Origin of the sequence: Millionella massiliensis, assembly GCF_900104655.1 — a bacterium.
GTDB lineage: Bacteria > Bacteroidota > Bacteroidia > Bacteroidales > Rikenellaceae > Rikenella > Rikenella massiliensis.
This window is the reverse complement of the sequence record NZ_FNWD01000002.1, coordinates 1,917,026-1,933,921: the sequence shown is the minus strand read 5'-3', so window position 1 is coordinate 1,933,921 and position 16,896 is coordinate 1,917,026. Positions and strand designations below refer to the sequence as shown.

10 protein-coding genes and 2 tRNA genes are annotated in these 16,896 nt (G+C 59.7%); 9 read left to right on the top strand and 3 right to left on the bottom strand.

The window, feature by feature from the left end:
* The first annotated feature begins 4 nt into the window (after positions 1–4).
* The 6 genes from BQ5379_RS07480 to BQ5379_RS07455 all read left to right on the top strand — a co-directional run bounded on the left by BQ5379_RS07480 (position 5) and on the right by BQ5379_RS07455 (position 4,868).
* Positions 5–1,009 (top strand): FAD-dependent oxidoreductase, encoded by a 1,005-nt coding sequence (locus tag BQ5379_RS07480; protein ID WP_071134858.1) that lies wholly within the window; start codon positions 5–7, stop codon positions 1,007–1,009.
* 271 nt (positions 1,010–1,280) lie between these two features.
* Positions 1,281–1,598 carry a 4Fe-4S dicluster domain-containing protein gene (locus BQ5379_RS07475; RefSeq protein ID WP_071134857.1) on the top strand — a complete coding sequence of 106 codons (318 nt, stop codon included), beginning with the start codon at positions 1,281–1,283 and terminating at the stop codon, positions 1,596–1,598.
* 265 nt (positions 1,599–1,863) lie between these two features.
* Positions 1,864–3,693, top strand: a complete 1,830-nt coding sequence (locus tag BQ5379_RS07470) for a (Fe-S)-binding protein (protein ID WP_071134856.1) — start codon at positions 1,864–1,866, stop codon at positions 3,691–3,693.
* A 365-nt stretch (positions 3,694–4,058) separates the two neighbouring features.
* Positions 4,059–4,129 (top strand) — tRNA-Gln (locus BQ5379_RS07465).
* A gap of 93 nt (positions 4,130–4,222) precedes the next feature.
* Positions 4,223–4,293: transfer RNA gene (locus BQ5379_RS07460), tRNA-Gln, on the top strand.
* A 65-nt stretch (positions 4,294–4,358) separates the two neighbouring features.
* Positions 4,359–4,868, top strand: coding sequence for a flavin reductase family protein (locus BQ5379_RS07455; RefSeq protein ID WP_071134855.1), 510 nt, complete (start codon positions 4,359–4,361; stop codon positions 4,866–4,868).
* A gap of 405 nt (positions 4,869–5,273) precedes the next feature.
* On the opposite strand, the gene BQ5379_RS07450 is transcribed toward BQ5379_RS07455, so the two are convergent.
* Entirely contained in the window at positions 5,274–5,840 is a 567-nt protein-coding gene (locus BQ5379_RS07450; RefSeq protein ID WP_071134854.1) for a DUF3575 domain-containing protein, read from the bottom strand.
* Positions 5,841–5,908: 68 nt separating this feature from the next.
* Here BQ5379_RS07450 and BQ5379_RS07445 point away from each other — a divergent pair, with 68 nt between their 5' ends.
* The 3 genes from BQ5379_RS07445 to BQ5379_RS07435 all read left to right on the top strand — a co-directional run bounded on the left by BQ5379_RS07445 (position 5,909) and on the right by BQ5379_RS07435 (position 10,723).
* Positions 5,909–8,554, top strand: coding sequence for an SLBB domain-containing protein (locus tag BQ5379_RS07445; protein ID WP_071134853.1), 2,646 nt, complete (start codon positions 5,909–5,911; stop codon positions 8,552–8,554).
* A gap of 23 nt (positions 8,555–8,577) precedes the next feature.
* Positions 8,578–9,858 (top strand): 3-deoxy-D-manno-octulosonic acid transferase, encoded by a 1,281-nt coding sequence (locus BQ5379_RS07440; RefSeq protein WP_071134852.1) that lies wholly within the window; start codon positions 8,578–8,580, stop codon positions 9,856–9,858.
* 76 nt (positions 9,859–9,934) lie between these two features.
* On the top strand, positions 9,935–10,723 hold the full coding sequence (locus BQ5379_RS07435) for an SPOR domain-containing protein (protein ID WP_071134851.1): 789 nt from the start codon (positions 9,935–9,937) through the stop codon (positions 10,721–10,723).
* A gap of 422 nt (positions 10,724–11,145) precedes the next feature.
* Here the strand turns inward: BQ5379_RS07435 and thrA are convergent, their stop codons facing one another.
* Together thrA and BQ5379_RS07425 are read right to left on the bottom strand one after the other, a co-directional pair.
* On the bottom strand, positions 11,146–13,590 hold the full coding sequence (gene thrA, locus BQ5379_RS07430; RefSeq protein WP_071134850.1) for a bifunctional aspartate kinase/homoserine dehydrogenase I: 2,445 nt from the start codon (positions 13,588–13,590) through the stop codon (positions 11,146–11,148).
* A 132-nt stretch (positions 13,591–13,722) separates the two neighbouring features.
* Complete coding sequence (locus BQ5379_RS07425) at positions 13,723–16,704, bottom strand: PEP/pyruvate-binding domain-containing protein (RefSeq protein ID WP_071134849.1); 2,982 nt, start codon at positions 16,702–16,704, stop codon at positions 13,723–13,725.
* Positions 16,705–16,896 lie beyond the last annotated feature (192 nt).

Here is a 16,896-nt window from a genome sequence, read left to right as displayed (position 1 = left end):
CGATATGACACAGGAACGCATACTGGTGATCGGCGGCGGCATCGCCGGCCTGCAGGCGGCAGCCGCCCTGCGCGAAGAGGGATTCCGTCCGCTCATCATCGAAAAGAGCCCGGCCACGGGCGGCCACGTAGCCCGTTGGGACCGTCTTTTCCCGACCCAGCTCCACGCCCGCGAAGTGATCGACACGCTGAACACCGCCACCGACGGCATCGAATCGGCCACCGGACAAGAGATCGTCTCGCTGCAGAGCGACGGCACGGGCGTCACCGCCCTTTCGGCCACCGGCGAACGTTTCGAAGGCCGTGCCGCCGTAGTGGCCACCGGGTTCGATCTGTTCGACGCCCGCCTCAAGGAGGAGTACGGCTACGGCATGTACGAGAACGTCATCACCTCGGCCGAACTCGAGGCGATGTTCCGCGACGGCAAGGTGACCATGCGCAACGGCGAAGCCCCCAAACGGGTAGCCATCCTGCACTGCGTCGGTTCGCGCGACGAGAAGGTCGGCCAGAACCACTGTTCGAAAGTGTGCTGCATCACCGGTATCAAACAGGCCATCGAACTGACCGAAGCCGTCCCCGGCGTACAGGTGACCAACTTCTACATGGACCTGCGGGCCTTCGGCAACGGCTACGAAGAACTCTACCGGCGGTCGCAGATCGAAAACGGCGTGACCTACGTACGCGGCCGCATCTCGGAAGCCGGCGAAACGATCGACAAACGCATCCAGCTCAAGGTGGAAGACACACTGGTCGGCCGCCCGCTGCGAATGACCGTCGACATGCTGGTGCTGCTGGTGGGGATGCGGGCCCCGAAATGCTGCTCCACCTTCGGACTGCCGACACAGGCCAACGGATTCTTCGCCCCGCGCGACCCCTACACCCAGACTGTCGCCAGCACCACACCCGGCATCTACCTGGCCGGCACGGCCACCGGCCCCAAGACCATCGGCGAGACCGTCAATGAAGCCGTTGCCGTAGCCCGCCGCATCCGGATGGACCTCAAAAAATAACCGGATCGACTCGGGCCGCAGTGCGGACTACAACTCCGACCACAGCACGAACCGCAGTTCCGACCACTGTTCAGCCCCAGCCTTCGACCCGTACACAGGGCCACCCTTCAGCCACCGAACCGCAACCGCCAGCCGCCCCGCCGCAAACATCCGGCCGGCGCCGCATCCAGGACGGGCAACCGCGGAGACCGCAACTCCACCGCTCCTCCCCGCACATCGGTTCGCGGCAACCGGGAGACCCGCAACACCGTTTACAGACAACTCCAGACCTATGGATTTCGGATTTACCATCAACGCGCCCCGGGCCATCTACCTCGACAAGATCGACCCCACCCTGCGCGACAAGATCATCGCCCGCGAGCGCACTACCTTGCTCTGCATCGGCTGCGGCAGCTGCACCGCCACCTGCACCACCGGACAGTTCACCTCCTTCAGCCTGCGGAAGATGCAGCACCTGATCCGCCGCGGCGAATACGACACCGTCCGCAAGTCCCTTCAGGAGTGCATGCTGTGCGGCAAGTGCCGGATGGTCTGCCCGCGCGGCGTCCACACCCGCGCCGTGATCCACGCCATGCTCGAAGTGCTGTAACGCTTCCGGCGAGCCCCGCACTGCTGACCACACGTCCGGCCGACCCACGCACGCCCCCGCCGCAACCGCCACCGCCGCGGAACGCTCCCGTTGCTGATGCGCCTCACACCTGCATCTCCGCCTACCGCTTCCGCGCCGCATACCCCACAAAGCACACCGCCCGGCCCCCCTCCTACCCGAAACCCCTACCGGCAACACGCCGAAACACCGCGGCGGCCCCCCCAAGAAACGAGAAACTGAACAGATATAAAGACTATTTCGACCTATGCACCCCGGTTCACCCTGGTTTTTCGATCCCTTCGTCCTGCCCTTCAGCATCGGCGTCCTGTGGCTCTTCATCGCCATCGTCTGGAAATGGAGCAAATGGTTTGCCGGCCTTCCCCGCGAAGACAAAGCCCTCATCCGGCACAACTTCTTCACGGCCCGCACCTTTCGGGCCATCAAGGAGGCCTTCCTCGAATGCCTGATCCACCGCAAGATCTGGAAAACCAACCCCATGCTCGGCTTCATGCACATGAGCCTCGCGCTGGGATGGTTCCTGCTGATCGTCGTCGGAAAACTCGAAACCTCGGCCTACATCCGGGATGCCGTCAACCCGCCCCACGTCCACGTCTTCTTCCGTTACTTCTTCCCCGAGGAACCCGCCGCCTACATCCGCCACTTCAACTACGCCCTGCTGATGGACTGCCTGCTGATCTTCGTTCTCTGCGGCGTGGCGCTGGCCTGGGGCAAACGGCTCTACTCGCGGATGATGGGCATGAAGCGCACCACGCGCCACACCCCCTTCGACCGCATCGCCCTGACCACCCTGTGGCTGATCTTCCCGCTGCGCTACCTGGCCGAATCGATCACCTGCGGCGTCCACGACAGCGGCAGCTTCTTCACCGGCGGCACCGGCGACCTGCTCGCCAGCGTCCTGCCCGGCGGCGTGCTCTCGGCCATGGAGTATCCGGCCTGGTGGGCCTACTCCATCGTGCTCGGCCTCTTCTTCGTGGCCATGCCCTACTCGCGCTACATGCACATCTTTACCGAGATTCCGCTCATCTTCCTGCGCGCCTATAAAGTCAAGTCGAAACCCGAAGGCTCCACCTTCGACAACTTCCAGATCCAGGCCTGCTCGCGCTGCGGCATCTGCCTCGACCCCTGCCCCATCGCCGCCGACCTCGACATCAACAACATCCAGCCCGCCTACTTCCTGCGCGACCGCCGCTATGGCCACCTGACCGCTCAGGTAGCCGACACCTGTCTGATGTGCGGACGCTGTGCCCAGGCGTGTCCCGTCGGCATCGACCAGGCCACCCTCCGCCTCAGCAGCCGCGTCGCCTTCGCCCGCCAGAGCTCGTTCTACGAGGCCCCGCGTTACGAGTTCCTCGCCTCCACGGCCGACCGCTCCGAAGGTACCGGCCGCGTCGGTTACTTTGCCGGCTGCATGACCCAGCTGACCCCGAGTATCACCCGCGCCATGGAGAAGATCTTTGCCGCCGCCCGCGTCGACGTCTGGTGGGCCGACAAAAACGGCGGAGTCTGCTGCGGCCGTCCGATGCGGTTGAGCGGCAACCTGCCCGCCGCCGAACGCATGGAACGCTACAACACCGAGCTCTTCCGCAAACACGGCATCACCACTCTGGTCACGGGCTGCCCCATCTGCTACAAGACCTTCACCCAGGAGTACAAGGAGCTTCAGAAAATGGGTATCCGCGTGCTGCACCACACCCAGTACATCGCCGAACTGATCGCCGGAGGACGCCTCAAGACTTCGACCCTCGCGGCCAGCTACGCCTACCACGATCCCTGCGAACTGCGCGGCATCTACTCCGAACCGCGCTACGTACTCTCGCACGTGGCCACGCTGACCAACGCCGAAAGCCACGAAAAGGACCGCGTCCACTGCTGCGGAGGCAGCCTGGCCAACCTGACGCTCGACACCGCTGCCCAGAAGAAAATCGGGACGACCGTCGTACACAACCTGCTGGCCACGGGAGCCGAGACCATCGTTACGAGTTGTCCGCAGTGTAAAAAGTCGCTCCAGCTCTCGGCCGGCAACGACCAGGTACACGTGGTCGATATTGCCGAAGTGGTTGCCCGGGCCGTCTGACTGTTTCGCATTCCGCATCCGCCGCGATTTTTCATCCGCAAAGGAAGAGGGGGGTACCCTATCCTTTGCGGATTATTTTTTACGCTCCACCTCAACGCCATCAGCTTCGCAGGCTCCCCCCCCGCAAGCCGCCCTCCCCCCATTCCAACGGGCCATACCAACTCCGCCAACACTCTCCCCGGCGGCTCGTACAGGTTTCCAAACAGTCCGACATCATTTATCAATATATTATATATCAACACGTTAATCTCTCCCCATTCCTCCACCCGCCCTCACCCTGCCTCCACTCGCCGCGGTCTCGAAAAAAATTATGTTTTTGCAAATCAAGAAAAAACATTACCTTTGCGCCATCAGAAATGAGGTTCTGACCCATGGTGTAATGGTAACACAGCAGATTTTGGTTCTGTCGTTCCAGGTTCGAGTCCTGGTGGGTCAACATAAAATTTTCAGCAATTTTATTGCAGATTTCTGAAAATCGCTTTAACTTTGCACCGTCTTCCTGAGGGAAGGCACCACCGATCTTTCTGATTGACCCGTGGTGTAATGGTAACACTACAGATTCTGGTTCTGTCTTTCTGGGTTCGAGTCCTAGCGGGTCAACACATCAACTGAGGCGTTCTATCACTCCGATGGAACGCCTTTTTTGTATCGCAAAACACCATACCATGAAAGCCATCGACCCGCGCACCATCTCCGACAACATGATCGACATCATCGGCAACGAATGGATGCTCATCACCTCCGGCCGCCCAGACCGATTCAACACCATGACCGCCAGTTGGGGCGGCGTCGGCTACCTCTGGAACAAACCCGTGGCCTCCGTCTTCATCCGCCCCGAACGCTACACCTACGGCTTCGTCGAAGAGAGCCACCGTTTCACCCTCTCGTTCCTGGGGGCCGACCACCGTGCCGTACACAAAATCACCGGTTCGAAATCGGGTCGCGACACCGACAAAATCGCCGCAGCCGGTCTCCATCCGGTCATCACCGAGAACGACGGCATCCTCTACGAGGAGACCCGCCTCGGACTCGAATGCCAGGTTCTCTACGCCGACCTGCTCGAAGCCTCGCACTTCCTCGACCCGGCCCTTGCCGAACGGTGGTACGGAGCCGAACACGGCGGCTTCCACAAAATGTATATCGCCGAGATCACCCACGCCTGGGTCAGGGAGTAATCCACACCAACCGGCTTCAATACATACCGAACGGGGAGAGAGGTTCTGAAATCGAACCTCTCTCCCCGCCTGTTTTATCCGAAACGAGGATCTCCCATCCCCGCATCCACGCTGTTTTAGCGAACTTCAATCTTCGCCCCGTACGGGACATCCGTTTTCATCCGGGCCAACAGCGCCTTGTTAAAATAACAGCCCCCCGGAACAACAGCACCGCCTGCATATGGCACGGCCCCCGGTCAGTTATCGGACATAGACATCCCTCCGCCTTCCATCCCCGCTTCTCAACCACACCGCCCCCTGTCTCTGCTGCCGCACATTTTCGGACGACCTCTTTTCCTCCGCTCTCACCGTATGCCCCACAGTCGTTTCCGGCCGTCCCCGAACGATACAAAAAAGGCCGGAGCATTACTGCCGGCCCATTCCCAATCGGTAAACGAAAGCGACACCCACTTTATAGGGTATCCATTCGCCGCTTCGGTTCCAGTTCGCATAGCGCTGTCCGGTCTGCGTATTCACACCGTAGTACCAGCCCAGGTGCCAGCCGCCACCGGCGTAGAAGTCCATTCCCCAGCGGCGTGCAATGTCGATCTGCCACCCCACCGTAGCCCCCAGGCACATGCCGATACCGTGCTGCACCTCGTTTTTCGGATGATCCCACTTGCTCACCTTGTAGGAGTCGTAGGATACGAAGCCGCCGACGTAAAATCCTTTCATCGCCTCTTTCGGATAGAAACGCACCTCCGGAATCAGCTGCAGCCCCTGCAACGGTCTGCCCTTGACGCTTTTCCAAGGCGAATAGACGGCATCGGCATTGAAGGTGAACTTTTCGCCCAGCCGTGTTTCGACCGACATGTTGGGCACCCCTACCACCCAGTAGAGAGCGTTCCACTTGAGCGACGTACTCTGTGCCAACGTTCGCCCGACCGTTCCGACCAGCGCGAACAAAGCGAGAATCACAATTTTACGCGACATAATCCGTTGTATTATGCGGGCAAAGATAGCAATAAATATTACCTTTGCAGAAAATCCGTATTTCACTGATGATATTCAAACAAATCGCCGCAACCGCCTTTACGGCCCTATTATTTTTATCCGCAGGCTCTCTGTCGGCACAGGCCCAAAACCAGAGTGCCACCTCCAAAGAAGAGTTGATCCGTCAGGCCATGTCGAAAGGTTACGACCCGAGCCTCCGGCAGGGGCTTGAAGGTTTAGGCGATCTGGGAACCACCACCGAAAACACCAACAAATTCTCCGGAACCAACGGTTCGACCACTACGCCGACCGACCGTACCCGTAAAGACGCCAATCTGGATAATCTGGAATACAACCGCCGCAACAACGGCGTAGATACACAAAGCTCCGCCTATAAGTACGAGCAGGCCCGCCAGAACGACTACCGTAAACGCACCATTCGTGACAAAAACGGGAATCTGGTCGATGCCGAAACCGGCGAGATATTCGAAACTGCCGATGGAACCGTAACCGCCGCCGGACAACAAAACCGCATCAGCACCTCCGGGACAACCCTTGGCGATCCCCGCCTCAACGCGGTCGGTGAACTGACCCCCACTGAGGTCAACCGTCTCAAAGAGGAGGAAAAACGGATTCAAGATTCAATCCTGCGTAACAGCGTTTTCGGTCGCGAAATCTTTTCGGCCCGCAACCTCACCTTCGCCCCGACCTACAACCTGCCCACCCCGGCCAACTATGTTCTGGCTGCCGGCGACCGGCTGTTCATCGACCTGTGGGGCGATGCCGAAGCCAACTACGACCTTCAGGTCAGCCCCGACGGCTGCATTACCGTTCCCAACGCCGGAGTCATCAACGTAGGCGGCATGACCATTGCGGATGCCGAGAACCGCATACGCAACACCCTCGCCAATACCATCTCCGGTCTGAGTGACGGCACCGTCAACCTGAAGATTTCGCTGGGCGACATCCGATCGATCAAAGTCAACATCATCGGCGAAGCCTCGATGCCCGGCACCTATACCCTCCCCTCGCTGGCTACCCTTTTCAACGCCTTGTACGAAGCCGGCGGCGTCAGCGACATCGGTTCGTTGCGCAGCATCAAGTTGATCCGCGACGGCAAACAGATCGCCGATCTCGACGTCTACGACTACCTGCTCGGCGGCGACCAGTCGGTCAACGTCGGTCTGCAGGACAACGACATGATCCTCGTCCAGCCCTACGAGAGCCTGATCAAGGTGACCGGCAAGGTCAAACGCCCCCGGATCTATGAGTTGAAAAAAGGCGAAACGGCAGAAGATCTGCTTCAATATGCAGGCGGCTTCATGGGTGAAGCCTATAAGGACAATCTCACCGTGAACCGCAAGTCAGGCCGCATGATGACCGTGCACAACATCCCGGCCGAAGAGTTCGCCGCCTTCGCGATGACCGATGGCGACAGCATTGCCGTCGGCGAAGTCATCCGCCAATACGCCAACCGCGTGACGATCGAAGGCGCCGTATGGCGTCCCGGTGACTATGAGCTGAACGACAGCCTGACGACCCTCAAGGCACTGATTCAAAAAGCGGAAGGAGTCCGCGGCGACGCACTGATGAGCCGGACCCAAATTATCCGTGTCAACGACGACTACACCTTTAGCGTCGAATCGGTCGATCTGCAAGGGCTGCTGAACGGCACGGTGCCCGACGTGACCCTCAAACGCGAAGACCTGATTCGCATACCGTCCGTCAACTCCCTGAAAGAGGGCTTTACAGTCACCGTCAAGGGTGAAGTCAACACGCCGCAAACCCTGCTGTATCGGGATAACATGACCATCGAAGATGCTATCCTGATGGCCAACGGCCTGAAAGAGTCCGCTTCGCTGGCCCGTATCGAAGTCGCCCGCCGGGTCAAGAATCCCAACTCGACCGAACCTTCGGACCGAATCGCCGAACTCTACCAGTTCAACATCAACGCCGATTTGGGGATCTCGCCGGAAACCGCTTCGTTTACCCTCCAACCCTTCGACGAAGTGTATATCCGTCGCTCGCCCGGCTACAGCGAACAAAACAGCGTATATGCCGACGGTGAATTCCTGTTCGACGGCGAATACGTACTCTCGACCAACAATGACCGCCTCTCCGACCTGGTCGCCAAAGCCGGCGGATTGAGTCCCGAAGCCTATGCACGGGGCGCCTACCTCAAACGCCAACTGACCGAAGAGCAACTCAACCGGAAAGAGACCCTCAGAAACCTCTCGGAACAAACCAAAAACAGCAGCAACGACTCGATTGCGATGAAAACCTTTCAGGTCGGAGACTACTACCCGATCGCCATCGACCTGGTCACAGCGTTGAATAATCCGAACAGCACCGAGAATCTCGTACTGGAAGATGGTGATATTCTGGTCGTTCCGAAATTCAACAACACCGTCACCATCAGCGGTGCCGTTCTTTACCCCTGCACCGTGACCTACGTCGAAGGTTTGAAACTGAAAGACTACATCTACCGGGGCGGCGGGTATGCCGAACGCGCCAAGAAACGTCCGTTCGTGATTTACGCCAACGGGCTTCCGAACGCTAAACGTGGTGGACGCTGGCCCAAGATCGAACCCGGATGCGAGATCGTCGTCCCCTCCAAACCGCCGAAAGGTTCAGGTATGGGCGCTACTGAAATCATGAGCATCGCCAACAGCACCCTCTCGATGGCCGCCATGATTACCTCACTCTTCAAATAGTAACTCCAAACACAGGAAAGAGGATGAACTTCCTTTATAACTGTTCCATACACGCCTTCAGCCTGGGAATCGGGCTGGGGGCTCTTTTTAACCGGAAAGCCCGCCTGCTGCATCAGGGTCGACAAGGGCTTCTTTCCCGCATCGAACAGCAGGAAAAGGCAGCCGACCACGGCGAAGGAACCATTTGGATCCACTGCGCCTCGCTCGGCGAGTTCGAACAAGGACGCCCCCTGATCGAAGAGCTGCGCCGCCGACACCCCGTGGGGAGTCCCCACTACCGCCGCATCGTAGTTACCTTTTTCTCGCCCTCCGGTTACGAGATCCGTAAGAACTACGACCAGGCCGACGCCATCTACTACCTGCCCGCCGACACCCCCTCCAACGCCCGTCGTTTCGTGGCCGCCGTCCGCCCCCAGACCGCTATTTTCGTCAAGTACGAATACTGGCACAACTACCTCTCCGCCCTGCGCGCCAGCGGGGCATACAGTTGCGTAGTTTCCGCCCTGTTCCGTCCCGGGACCGTCTTCTTCAAGGAGAGCGCAGCCGGACGCTTCATGCGCAAGACCCTCGGTCTGCTCGACCATCTGTTCGTACAGAACGAAGCCTCGCGCGAACTGCTCGCCACGATCGGCTTCGGCGCCGAACGCGTCACCGTCAGCGGCGACACCCGCTTCGACCGAGTCGTAACCCTGGCCCAAAAGGCCCCCGAACTACCCCCAATTGCCACCTTCGTCAGCAATGCCACCGCTCCGGTAATGATCTGCGGAAGCACCTGGCCCCCCGACGAAGAGCTACTGCTGGAGTTGATGAAAGCGCGTCCCGAGATGAAATTCATCGTCGCTCCGCACGAACTCGACAGTTCACGCATCGACAGCCTCATCCAGCGCAGCGGCCGCAAAGCACTGCGCTATACCACCCTCACTCCGCAGACCACCGAAACGCAACTGCAGGAAGCCACCCTGCTGGTAATCGACACCATCGGGATCCTCTCCGGCGTCTACCGCTACGGCCAGCTCGCCTATATCGGCGGCGGGTTCGGACGCGGAATCCACAACACCCTTGAAGCAGCCACCTGGGGAATGCCCGTACTGTTCGGCCCCAACTACACCGCCTTTGCCGAAGCGATCGACCTGGTCGGCCTCGGAGCCGCCGCCGCTGTAAGCGACACCCAAACCCTGCAACGCACCGTAGAGGAGTGGCTGTCCGACCCCTCGGGACTCGATTTCCGCAGCGCCGCCGCCGAATCGTATGTCCACAGCCGTGCCGGCGCCACGCAGATCATTCTCAACGCCATCGATCGCTAAACCGTTGCAGACCGATTGCCTGTAAGTCTGAAAATCATTACATTTGCCGCATTCCATCTAGACCATACCACACACCATGTCCAAGCGAGTTCTGACCACCCTGACCATCGTACTGAGCCTCGGCCTCGGGCCCCTGTCAGCCACAGCACAAAGCCGCAAAGCCGACAAACAACGCGCCGAAGAGTTGAGTTACCAGACCGCCGGAAGCCCCACCACCGACAGCAAGAAAGAAGAATGGGCCGCCGACCCGAATGCCACCATCGTTCGCGGCACCCCCCGCTCGAAGTTGAGCCCCGCCGAACAGCTGGCCTACAACCTGACCCAGCAGCGGGCCGAGTTGCAGGAGCAGGTCGACCTGCTGGGAGCCGAATTGAAAACCGCCCGCGGGTCGCGTGCCCGCAAGATCACCAAGGAACTCGACCTGCTGGCTGACCAGATTGCCGTCATCGACCGCAAACTGGAAGGTCTGCCCAAACCCGGCTCATCGTCGACCGAAGAGAGCGAGAACAAGACTTCGGACCTGAAAGAGTACGAATTCGAGACCCCCGCCACCGACCGCTACGTGGCCCAGAGTCAGGAACAGCCTCAGACCGACAACCGCGTCAGCTACCGCATTCAGATTTCCGTCACCGCCCGTCCCAACGAGAGCGCCTTTTCGAGCCTCGGGAACGTCCAGATGGTACAACGCTCCGACGGGAAATACGCCTACTACTACGGCAGCTACCCGACCTACACCGAGGCACAGAACGCCTGCAAACGTCTCCGCAGCAGCAGTTCGTACCGCGACGCATTCGTGGTAGCCACGCAGGGCACCCGCCGCATCAGCATGGAAGAGGCAGCCCGTCTGCTGAACCGCCAGCAATAGCCCGTCCAGCCCCCGGGGTGGAGAAAACGGGAGGCGAGGGCCCCCAGAAACACAGAAAAGCAGGGGGAAATACAGGAAAGTACCGGAGGAAACACCGGGAAAGCATAGGGAAGAGCACAAAGAAACAGCAGAAAGAGCCACAAGGAGATACAAATTTCCCCTGACGCCTGCTTATAACACACGATTACCCATTCATACAAGAAGAGCGGGACAGCCTAGTCGGCTGTCCCGCTCTTTATTATATTACCACCCGGAGAGGGGATTATCGCCCCGCCGTCCGCCAGCAAAAACACAGACATTTCCGGCAATTGGGGAACGATAATTTTGATCCGAGCCAGGTTCCGGTATCTTTCCCTATCTTCCTGCTTCACGCAAAAATATCCCCGCAAAGCGAAAGTTTCCGCCCCTGGCTCTACACCATACTATTGGATGTTCGCAATCGACATGATGTCGGCGAAGACACCCGCCGCCGTCACCGACGCACCGGCACCGTATCCCTTGATCTGCAACGGATACTCGTTGTAGCGCGTAGTGGTGATCAGGATAATGTTGTTGCTGCCCTCGAGGTTGTAGAAGGGGTGCCCCGCTTCGACCTCCTGCAGGCCGACCGAGCAGGTCCCGTTCTCGAGCGAAGCCACGAAACGCCACTTCTTGCCTTCGGCAGCGAGCACCCGGCGTTTCTCCTCGAACGAGGCGTCCAGTTCCGGCACCTTGGCCCAGAAATCATCCGTAGACCCTTCGAAGATGTAGTCCGGCACAAAGAGGTTCTTCACCACGTCCGACTGTTCGACCCGGTAGCCCGACTCGCGGGCCAGAATCACCAGTTTGCGTACCACGTCCGTACCGCTCAGGTCGATACGCGGATCGGGTTCGGCATAGCCGGCCTCCTTGGCCATGGCCACCGCCCGGCTGAAGGGCACATCCTCGGCCAGCACGTTGAAGATGTAATTCAGCGTACCGCTCAGCACCGCCTTGAGCCCCAGAATCGTATCGCCGCTGTGGCGCAGGTCGTTGATCGTGTTGATGATCGGCAGACCGGCCCCCACGTTGGTTTCGAACAGGAATTTCACGCCGCGCGTACGGGCCGTATTTTTCAGTTCGGCATAGTGTTCGTAATCCGACGAGGCCGCGATTTTGTTGGCCGTCACCACCGAAACATTGTGCGAGAGGAGGTCGCCGTAGATTTCGGCCACGTCGGGGCTGGCCGTACAATCCACGAACACCGAGTTGAAGATATTCATCTCCAGAATCTTGTCCCGCACAATATGCGGCGAGCTGGGGATACCTTCGTTTTCGAGCAGTTCGCGATAGTTGGCCAGATCGATTCCCTCGCGGTTGAAGATGCTGCGTCGCGAGTTTGAGATACCGACCACGTTGATCTTGAGGGCATTGGTACGCAGCAGTTCGGCCTGTTGCGAACGGATCTGCTCGATGAGCGACCCGCCGACCAGCCCGACTCCGGTCAGGAAGAGGTTCAGCACCTGGTACTCGGAGAGGAAGAACGAGTCGTGGATCACGTTCAGCGCCTTGCGCAGGCTTTCGACCTTGACCACGAACGAGATATTGGTTTCGCTGGCCCCCTGAGCGCAGGCCACCACGTTGATCCCGTTTCGGCCGAGCGTTCCGAAGAGTTTACCGGCGATACCGGGACATCCGCGCATGTTTTCGCCGACGATGGCCACAGTCGCCAGGTCGCACTCCAGCATGATTTCGTCGATCTCGCCCATGGCGATCTCCTGTGCGAACTCACGGCTCAGCACCTCGCGGGCATGTTCGGCATCGTCGCGACGCACGCCGATCGAGGTGGTGTTTTCGCTCGATGCCTGCGACACCATGAAGACGCTGATCCCCGATTTGGCCAGTGCCTTGAATATCCGGTAGTTGACCCCGATCACGCCGACCATGCCCAGCCCGCGGATGGTCAGCAGGCAACTGTCGTTGATGGACGAAATCCCCTTGATCGCCTTGCGCACGTCGCCGTCGGCGGCCGTTTTCGCACGCGAGATGTAGGTGCCGGGACATTCGGGGCGGAACGTATTCTTGATGTAGATCGGAATGTTGTGGTTGTAGGCCGGAAAGATCGTCGGCGGGTAGATGACCTTCGCCCCGAAGTTGCAGAGTTCCATGGCTTCGAGGAAGGTCAGGCTTTCGATCAGATAGGCCTTGCCGATCACGCGCGGGTCGGCGGTCATGAATCCGTCGACGTCGGTATAGATATTGAGCACCTCGGCGCCCATGGCCGCTGCGATGATGGCCGCGGTGTAGTCCGAGCCGCCGCGTCCGAGGGTCGTGGCCTCACCGCTGTTCTTGTCGGAGGAGATGAAGCCGGGCACGACGCTCACACGGGCGTTGTCGGCAAAGGTGCTCCGCACCAGTTCGTTGGTCAGCGCGAAATCGACGATATGTTTGTTGAAGTAGGGTTCGGTTTTGATGAACGCCCGCGAATCGCGCAACACGGCCTCATCGATGATGCGGCTGACGATCAGCGAGCTGAGCCGTTCGCCGTAGCTGACGATGGTGTTGGTGGTCTTGGGCGAGAGGTCCTGGATCAGGAACACGCCGCGCAGGATGTTGCCCAACTCTTCGAGCAGGGTGTCGATCTGCAGGCGGGTCTGGGCCTGTTTGGCCTCGGGCACGCTTTCGGTGATGGTATCGTGGTGCCGGCGGCAAATGGCTTCGTACTGTTCGCGATAGTTCGGATCGGCTTTGGCGGCCGCTTCGCTGGTGGCGATCAGCTGGTCGGTGATTCCGCTGAGAGCCGACACCACCACGACTACGCGTTCGGTTTCGTTACCGATAATCTGTTTGATATTCCGGAGTCCTACGGCACTCCCCACGGAGGTGCCGCCGAATTTGAATACTTTCATCGTATGGCTTAATCTGTTCGTTTTCAAACTTGCAAGATATACATTTTTCCCGGATCTATCGACAAAAAGCCGATAACCCCCCTCAAAACGCCCCAAAAACACTCCCCGGGACGGGAGACCCGCCGTTGGGGACTATTCCGATTGGGGAGCGCCGCGGCGGACGATCCCGCGGTTATTCTGTCCGTCGACAAAGACAAAGAGGTCGTCGGGGAAGGTGACCCGTCGGAAATGTTCGGTCTCGGCCACTGCCGGCATGGCATCCAGCGCCGCGGCATCGAACACTCCGTCGTTCAGCGCCGGATTCAGGGTCATATACCCGACACCGAACGAGGTCAGGTTCTGGAAGAAGTGGGTTCCCTGCGACGGATCGACGTGGAAGTCCTCCAGCCCGCACTCGGCAATCACGCGCGCCTCGGAGATCTGCGGCCACTTGACCGGTATCCCCAGCCACGGGTCGCTCGATCCCCATCGTCCCGGCCCCACCAGCACGTAGTTCACGCCGGCCTGTTTCATGGCCGTATTGAGCATGTCGATCTCTTGGGCCATCTGCTGGGTGGCCGCCCGTTCGAACCGGCCGGTCTTCACGTAGATGATGTCCCGCAGCCCCTCGATCCGCCCCAGTCCCAGGGCCGAAGTGGCATAGAGCAGCGCCCCTTCGGGCTGCGCCTCGGGTTCCGACCAGTCGAGCCGACCGTTCTGGATGGCATCGGCAATGGGTCGGATCTGCAAGAAGTTGAATATCTTTTCGTTGCCGTAGGGAACGTCCATGTTCACGGCGAACTCGATCTCGACCGGCGACTTCATCTCCTCGGCCCCGATCCGCAAAAGTTCGCGGAGAATCTCGGCCAGCGGGAAGGTGTCGTACTTGAGGATATGGGCAAAGGTGATGAGCTTGCGTCCCTTTTCGTTGGGCGAGTCGCTCACCGTCTGGTTCACGGCGTCCCAGGTCGAGGCCACATACTTCATGTTCCGGAAGTGGGCCGCCTTGGGGATCTCGAACTGCACGAGGTTCACGGCATCGTCGGTCGAGGTCCGCAGTTTCGACGGGTCGAGCGAGAGGGCGTACATCACCCGCTGCGTGTCGCGCAGGGTCAGCTCAGGGGTGGAGAGTTGCAGAACGCGCTGCGGATAGGCGGGCGAAAAACGGAGCGTGATGCCGCCGTCGACGACCAGTTTTCCGAGACCGAAGGCGATATTGACAATCCCCTCTTCGGGCCGTTCGTCGCCGATCGGGTAGAAGTTCAGCGACCGAGCCACTCCCGACAGGGTCGGAAAGTAGTACCCGTCGTCGGGCGTGCCGCAGATCTCCTGAATCACCACGGCCATCTTTTCGTCGGCCAGGCTGTTGGAGCTGGCCTCGATATAGGCCCGGCTGGCCCGGTAGTACACCGAGGCGTAGACCCCTTTGATGGCCTTGCACACCATGCGGATCATCTGATCCTCGTTATCGACGCGGGGCACCATGTAGGTGGAGTAGATTCCGGCGAAGGGCTGGAAGTGCGAATCTTCGAGTTTGGAACTCGACCGCACGGCCAGCGGCCGTTTGACGTTGCGCAGAAAGACCCGCAGATCGCGGAGCATCTTTTCGGGCATCCGCGAGCCGGCGAACTCCGACAGGATGTCGGCATCCTCCATCTTTTCGCTCTGGAGATACTGCAACCCGTTCATGGCGATGAACTGGTCGAAATGGTCGGTGGCCAGCACCAGCGTACGGGGAATGGTGACCCGCACCCCCTCCCATTTGTCGTAGAGCTTGTACTCTTCGAGCATGTTGCCGATGAAGGCGAGCCCGCGGGCCTTTCCGCCCAGCGACCCGCTGCCGCTGCGGGCAAAACTGATGAACTGGTTGTAGGTTTCGGGGACAAATTCAGCCACCACGCCCTGCCCCATCTGCCGCCGGTAGCCGCGGATCGAACGCAGGATGAACTCGCGCATCTCCTCCGGACTGTCGAACGTGCTGTTGGTCACGGCCCGCAGCATGTGGGCCAGCGAGAAAATCCCGCGGGCATAGAGCCATTTCGAGAGCATGTTCCGCGCGGTGTAGAAGGTGAGGACGTCGGTCGGGATGCGCTCGATGGCCTCCTGCATCTGCCCGAGGTCGCTCACGCGGGCCACCTCCTCGCCGTTCAGGGGGTCGTAGAAGACGAAGTCGCCGAACGCCAGCCGACGGTTGATGAAGTCGGCCAGATCGCGCAACAGGTGGGGAGATTTCTTATGGATAAAGTCGGCCCCCATTTCGGCGGCGTCACGCTGGTGGTCGATGTTGGTCGACTGGAGCACAATCGGCATGGTGGGGCGGTCGCTCAGCACCAGTCGGCACAACTCCAGCCCGGCACCGGGATCGATCTCGTCGAGCCGACCGCTGCGGCGGAACGAAACGTCGGAAATAATCCCCAGCAGGTTGTCCTTGTAAAGTTCATAATAGCCGATGGCCTCGTTGTAGGAGCGGGCAAAAAGGATTTTGGGACGAGCCCGCTTACGGAGCGTCCGCTGACGTTCGTTGAGCGCCTCGCGGACAAATTCGTTGCTCTGCTGGATGATGATGCGGTAGAGGTCGGGCAGATAGGCCGAGTAGAAACGCACGTTGTCCTCGACCAGCAGGATGGCCTGCACACCGATGCCAAGAATATCCTCGCGGGCGTTCATCCGGTCTTCTAGCATTTTGATGATGGCCAGTATCAGGTCGGCATTCCCCTGCCAGCTGAACATGTAGTCGATGGCGGAAGTGTCGGCCTCGACAACGCGCCGGGCCACCTCGCGCGAAAAGGAGCTCATCAGGATGAAGGGAATCCCGGGCCACTGCGCGCGAACCTCGTGCGAGAGGGTGAAGACGTCCATCTCACCGATATTGAACATCGTGATAATCAGATCATACCGTTCGCCACTCCGGAGCCGTTCGAGCGCCTCGAGACCCGAGCTGACGCGGGTGAAGGTGGGCGGATTGGTCAGGCTCAGATCGCCATACTCGCGTACGATCTGCGCCTCGATGTGCCCGTCCTCCTCGAGCGTGAACTGGTCGTAAGAGCTGCAAACGAGCAGGATATGGGTGATGCGTCGCTGCATCAGGTTGTGAAAATCGATGTCCACGAAAAATTTCTCGCTGTACTTCGCCATTTTATCGTTATTTTTGCTTTTAATCGTTCGATGCGCAGCCCCCCGTCAGAGACAACAGCACAGACAAAGGCCCGCATACGTGCACCGTCACAGCAGCCCGGCCGCTTGGCCCTGAAGGGAAACCCGCGGATACGGCAGCAAACCAGCCTCCGCAACCGACCCCACAGCCCGCTGTTCCAACAACGGACTTCG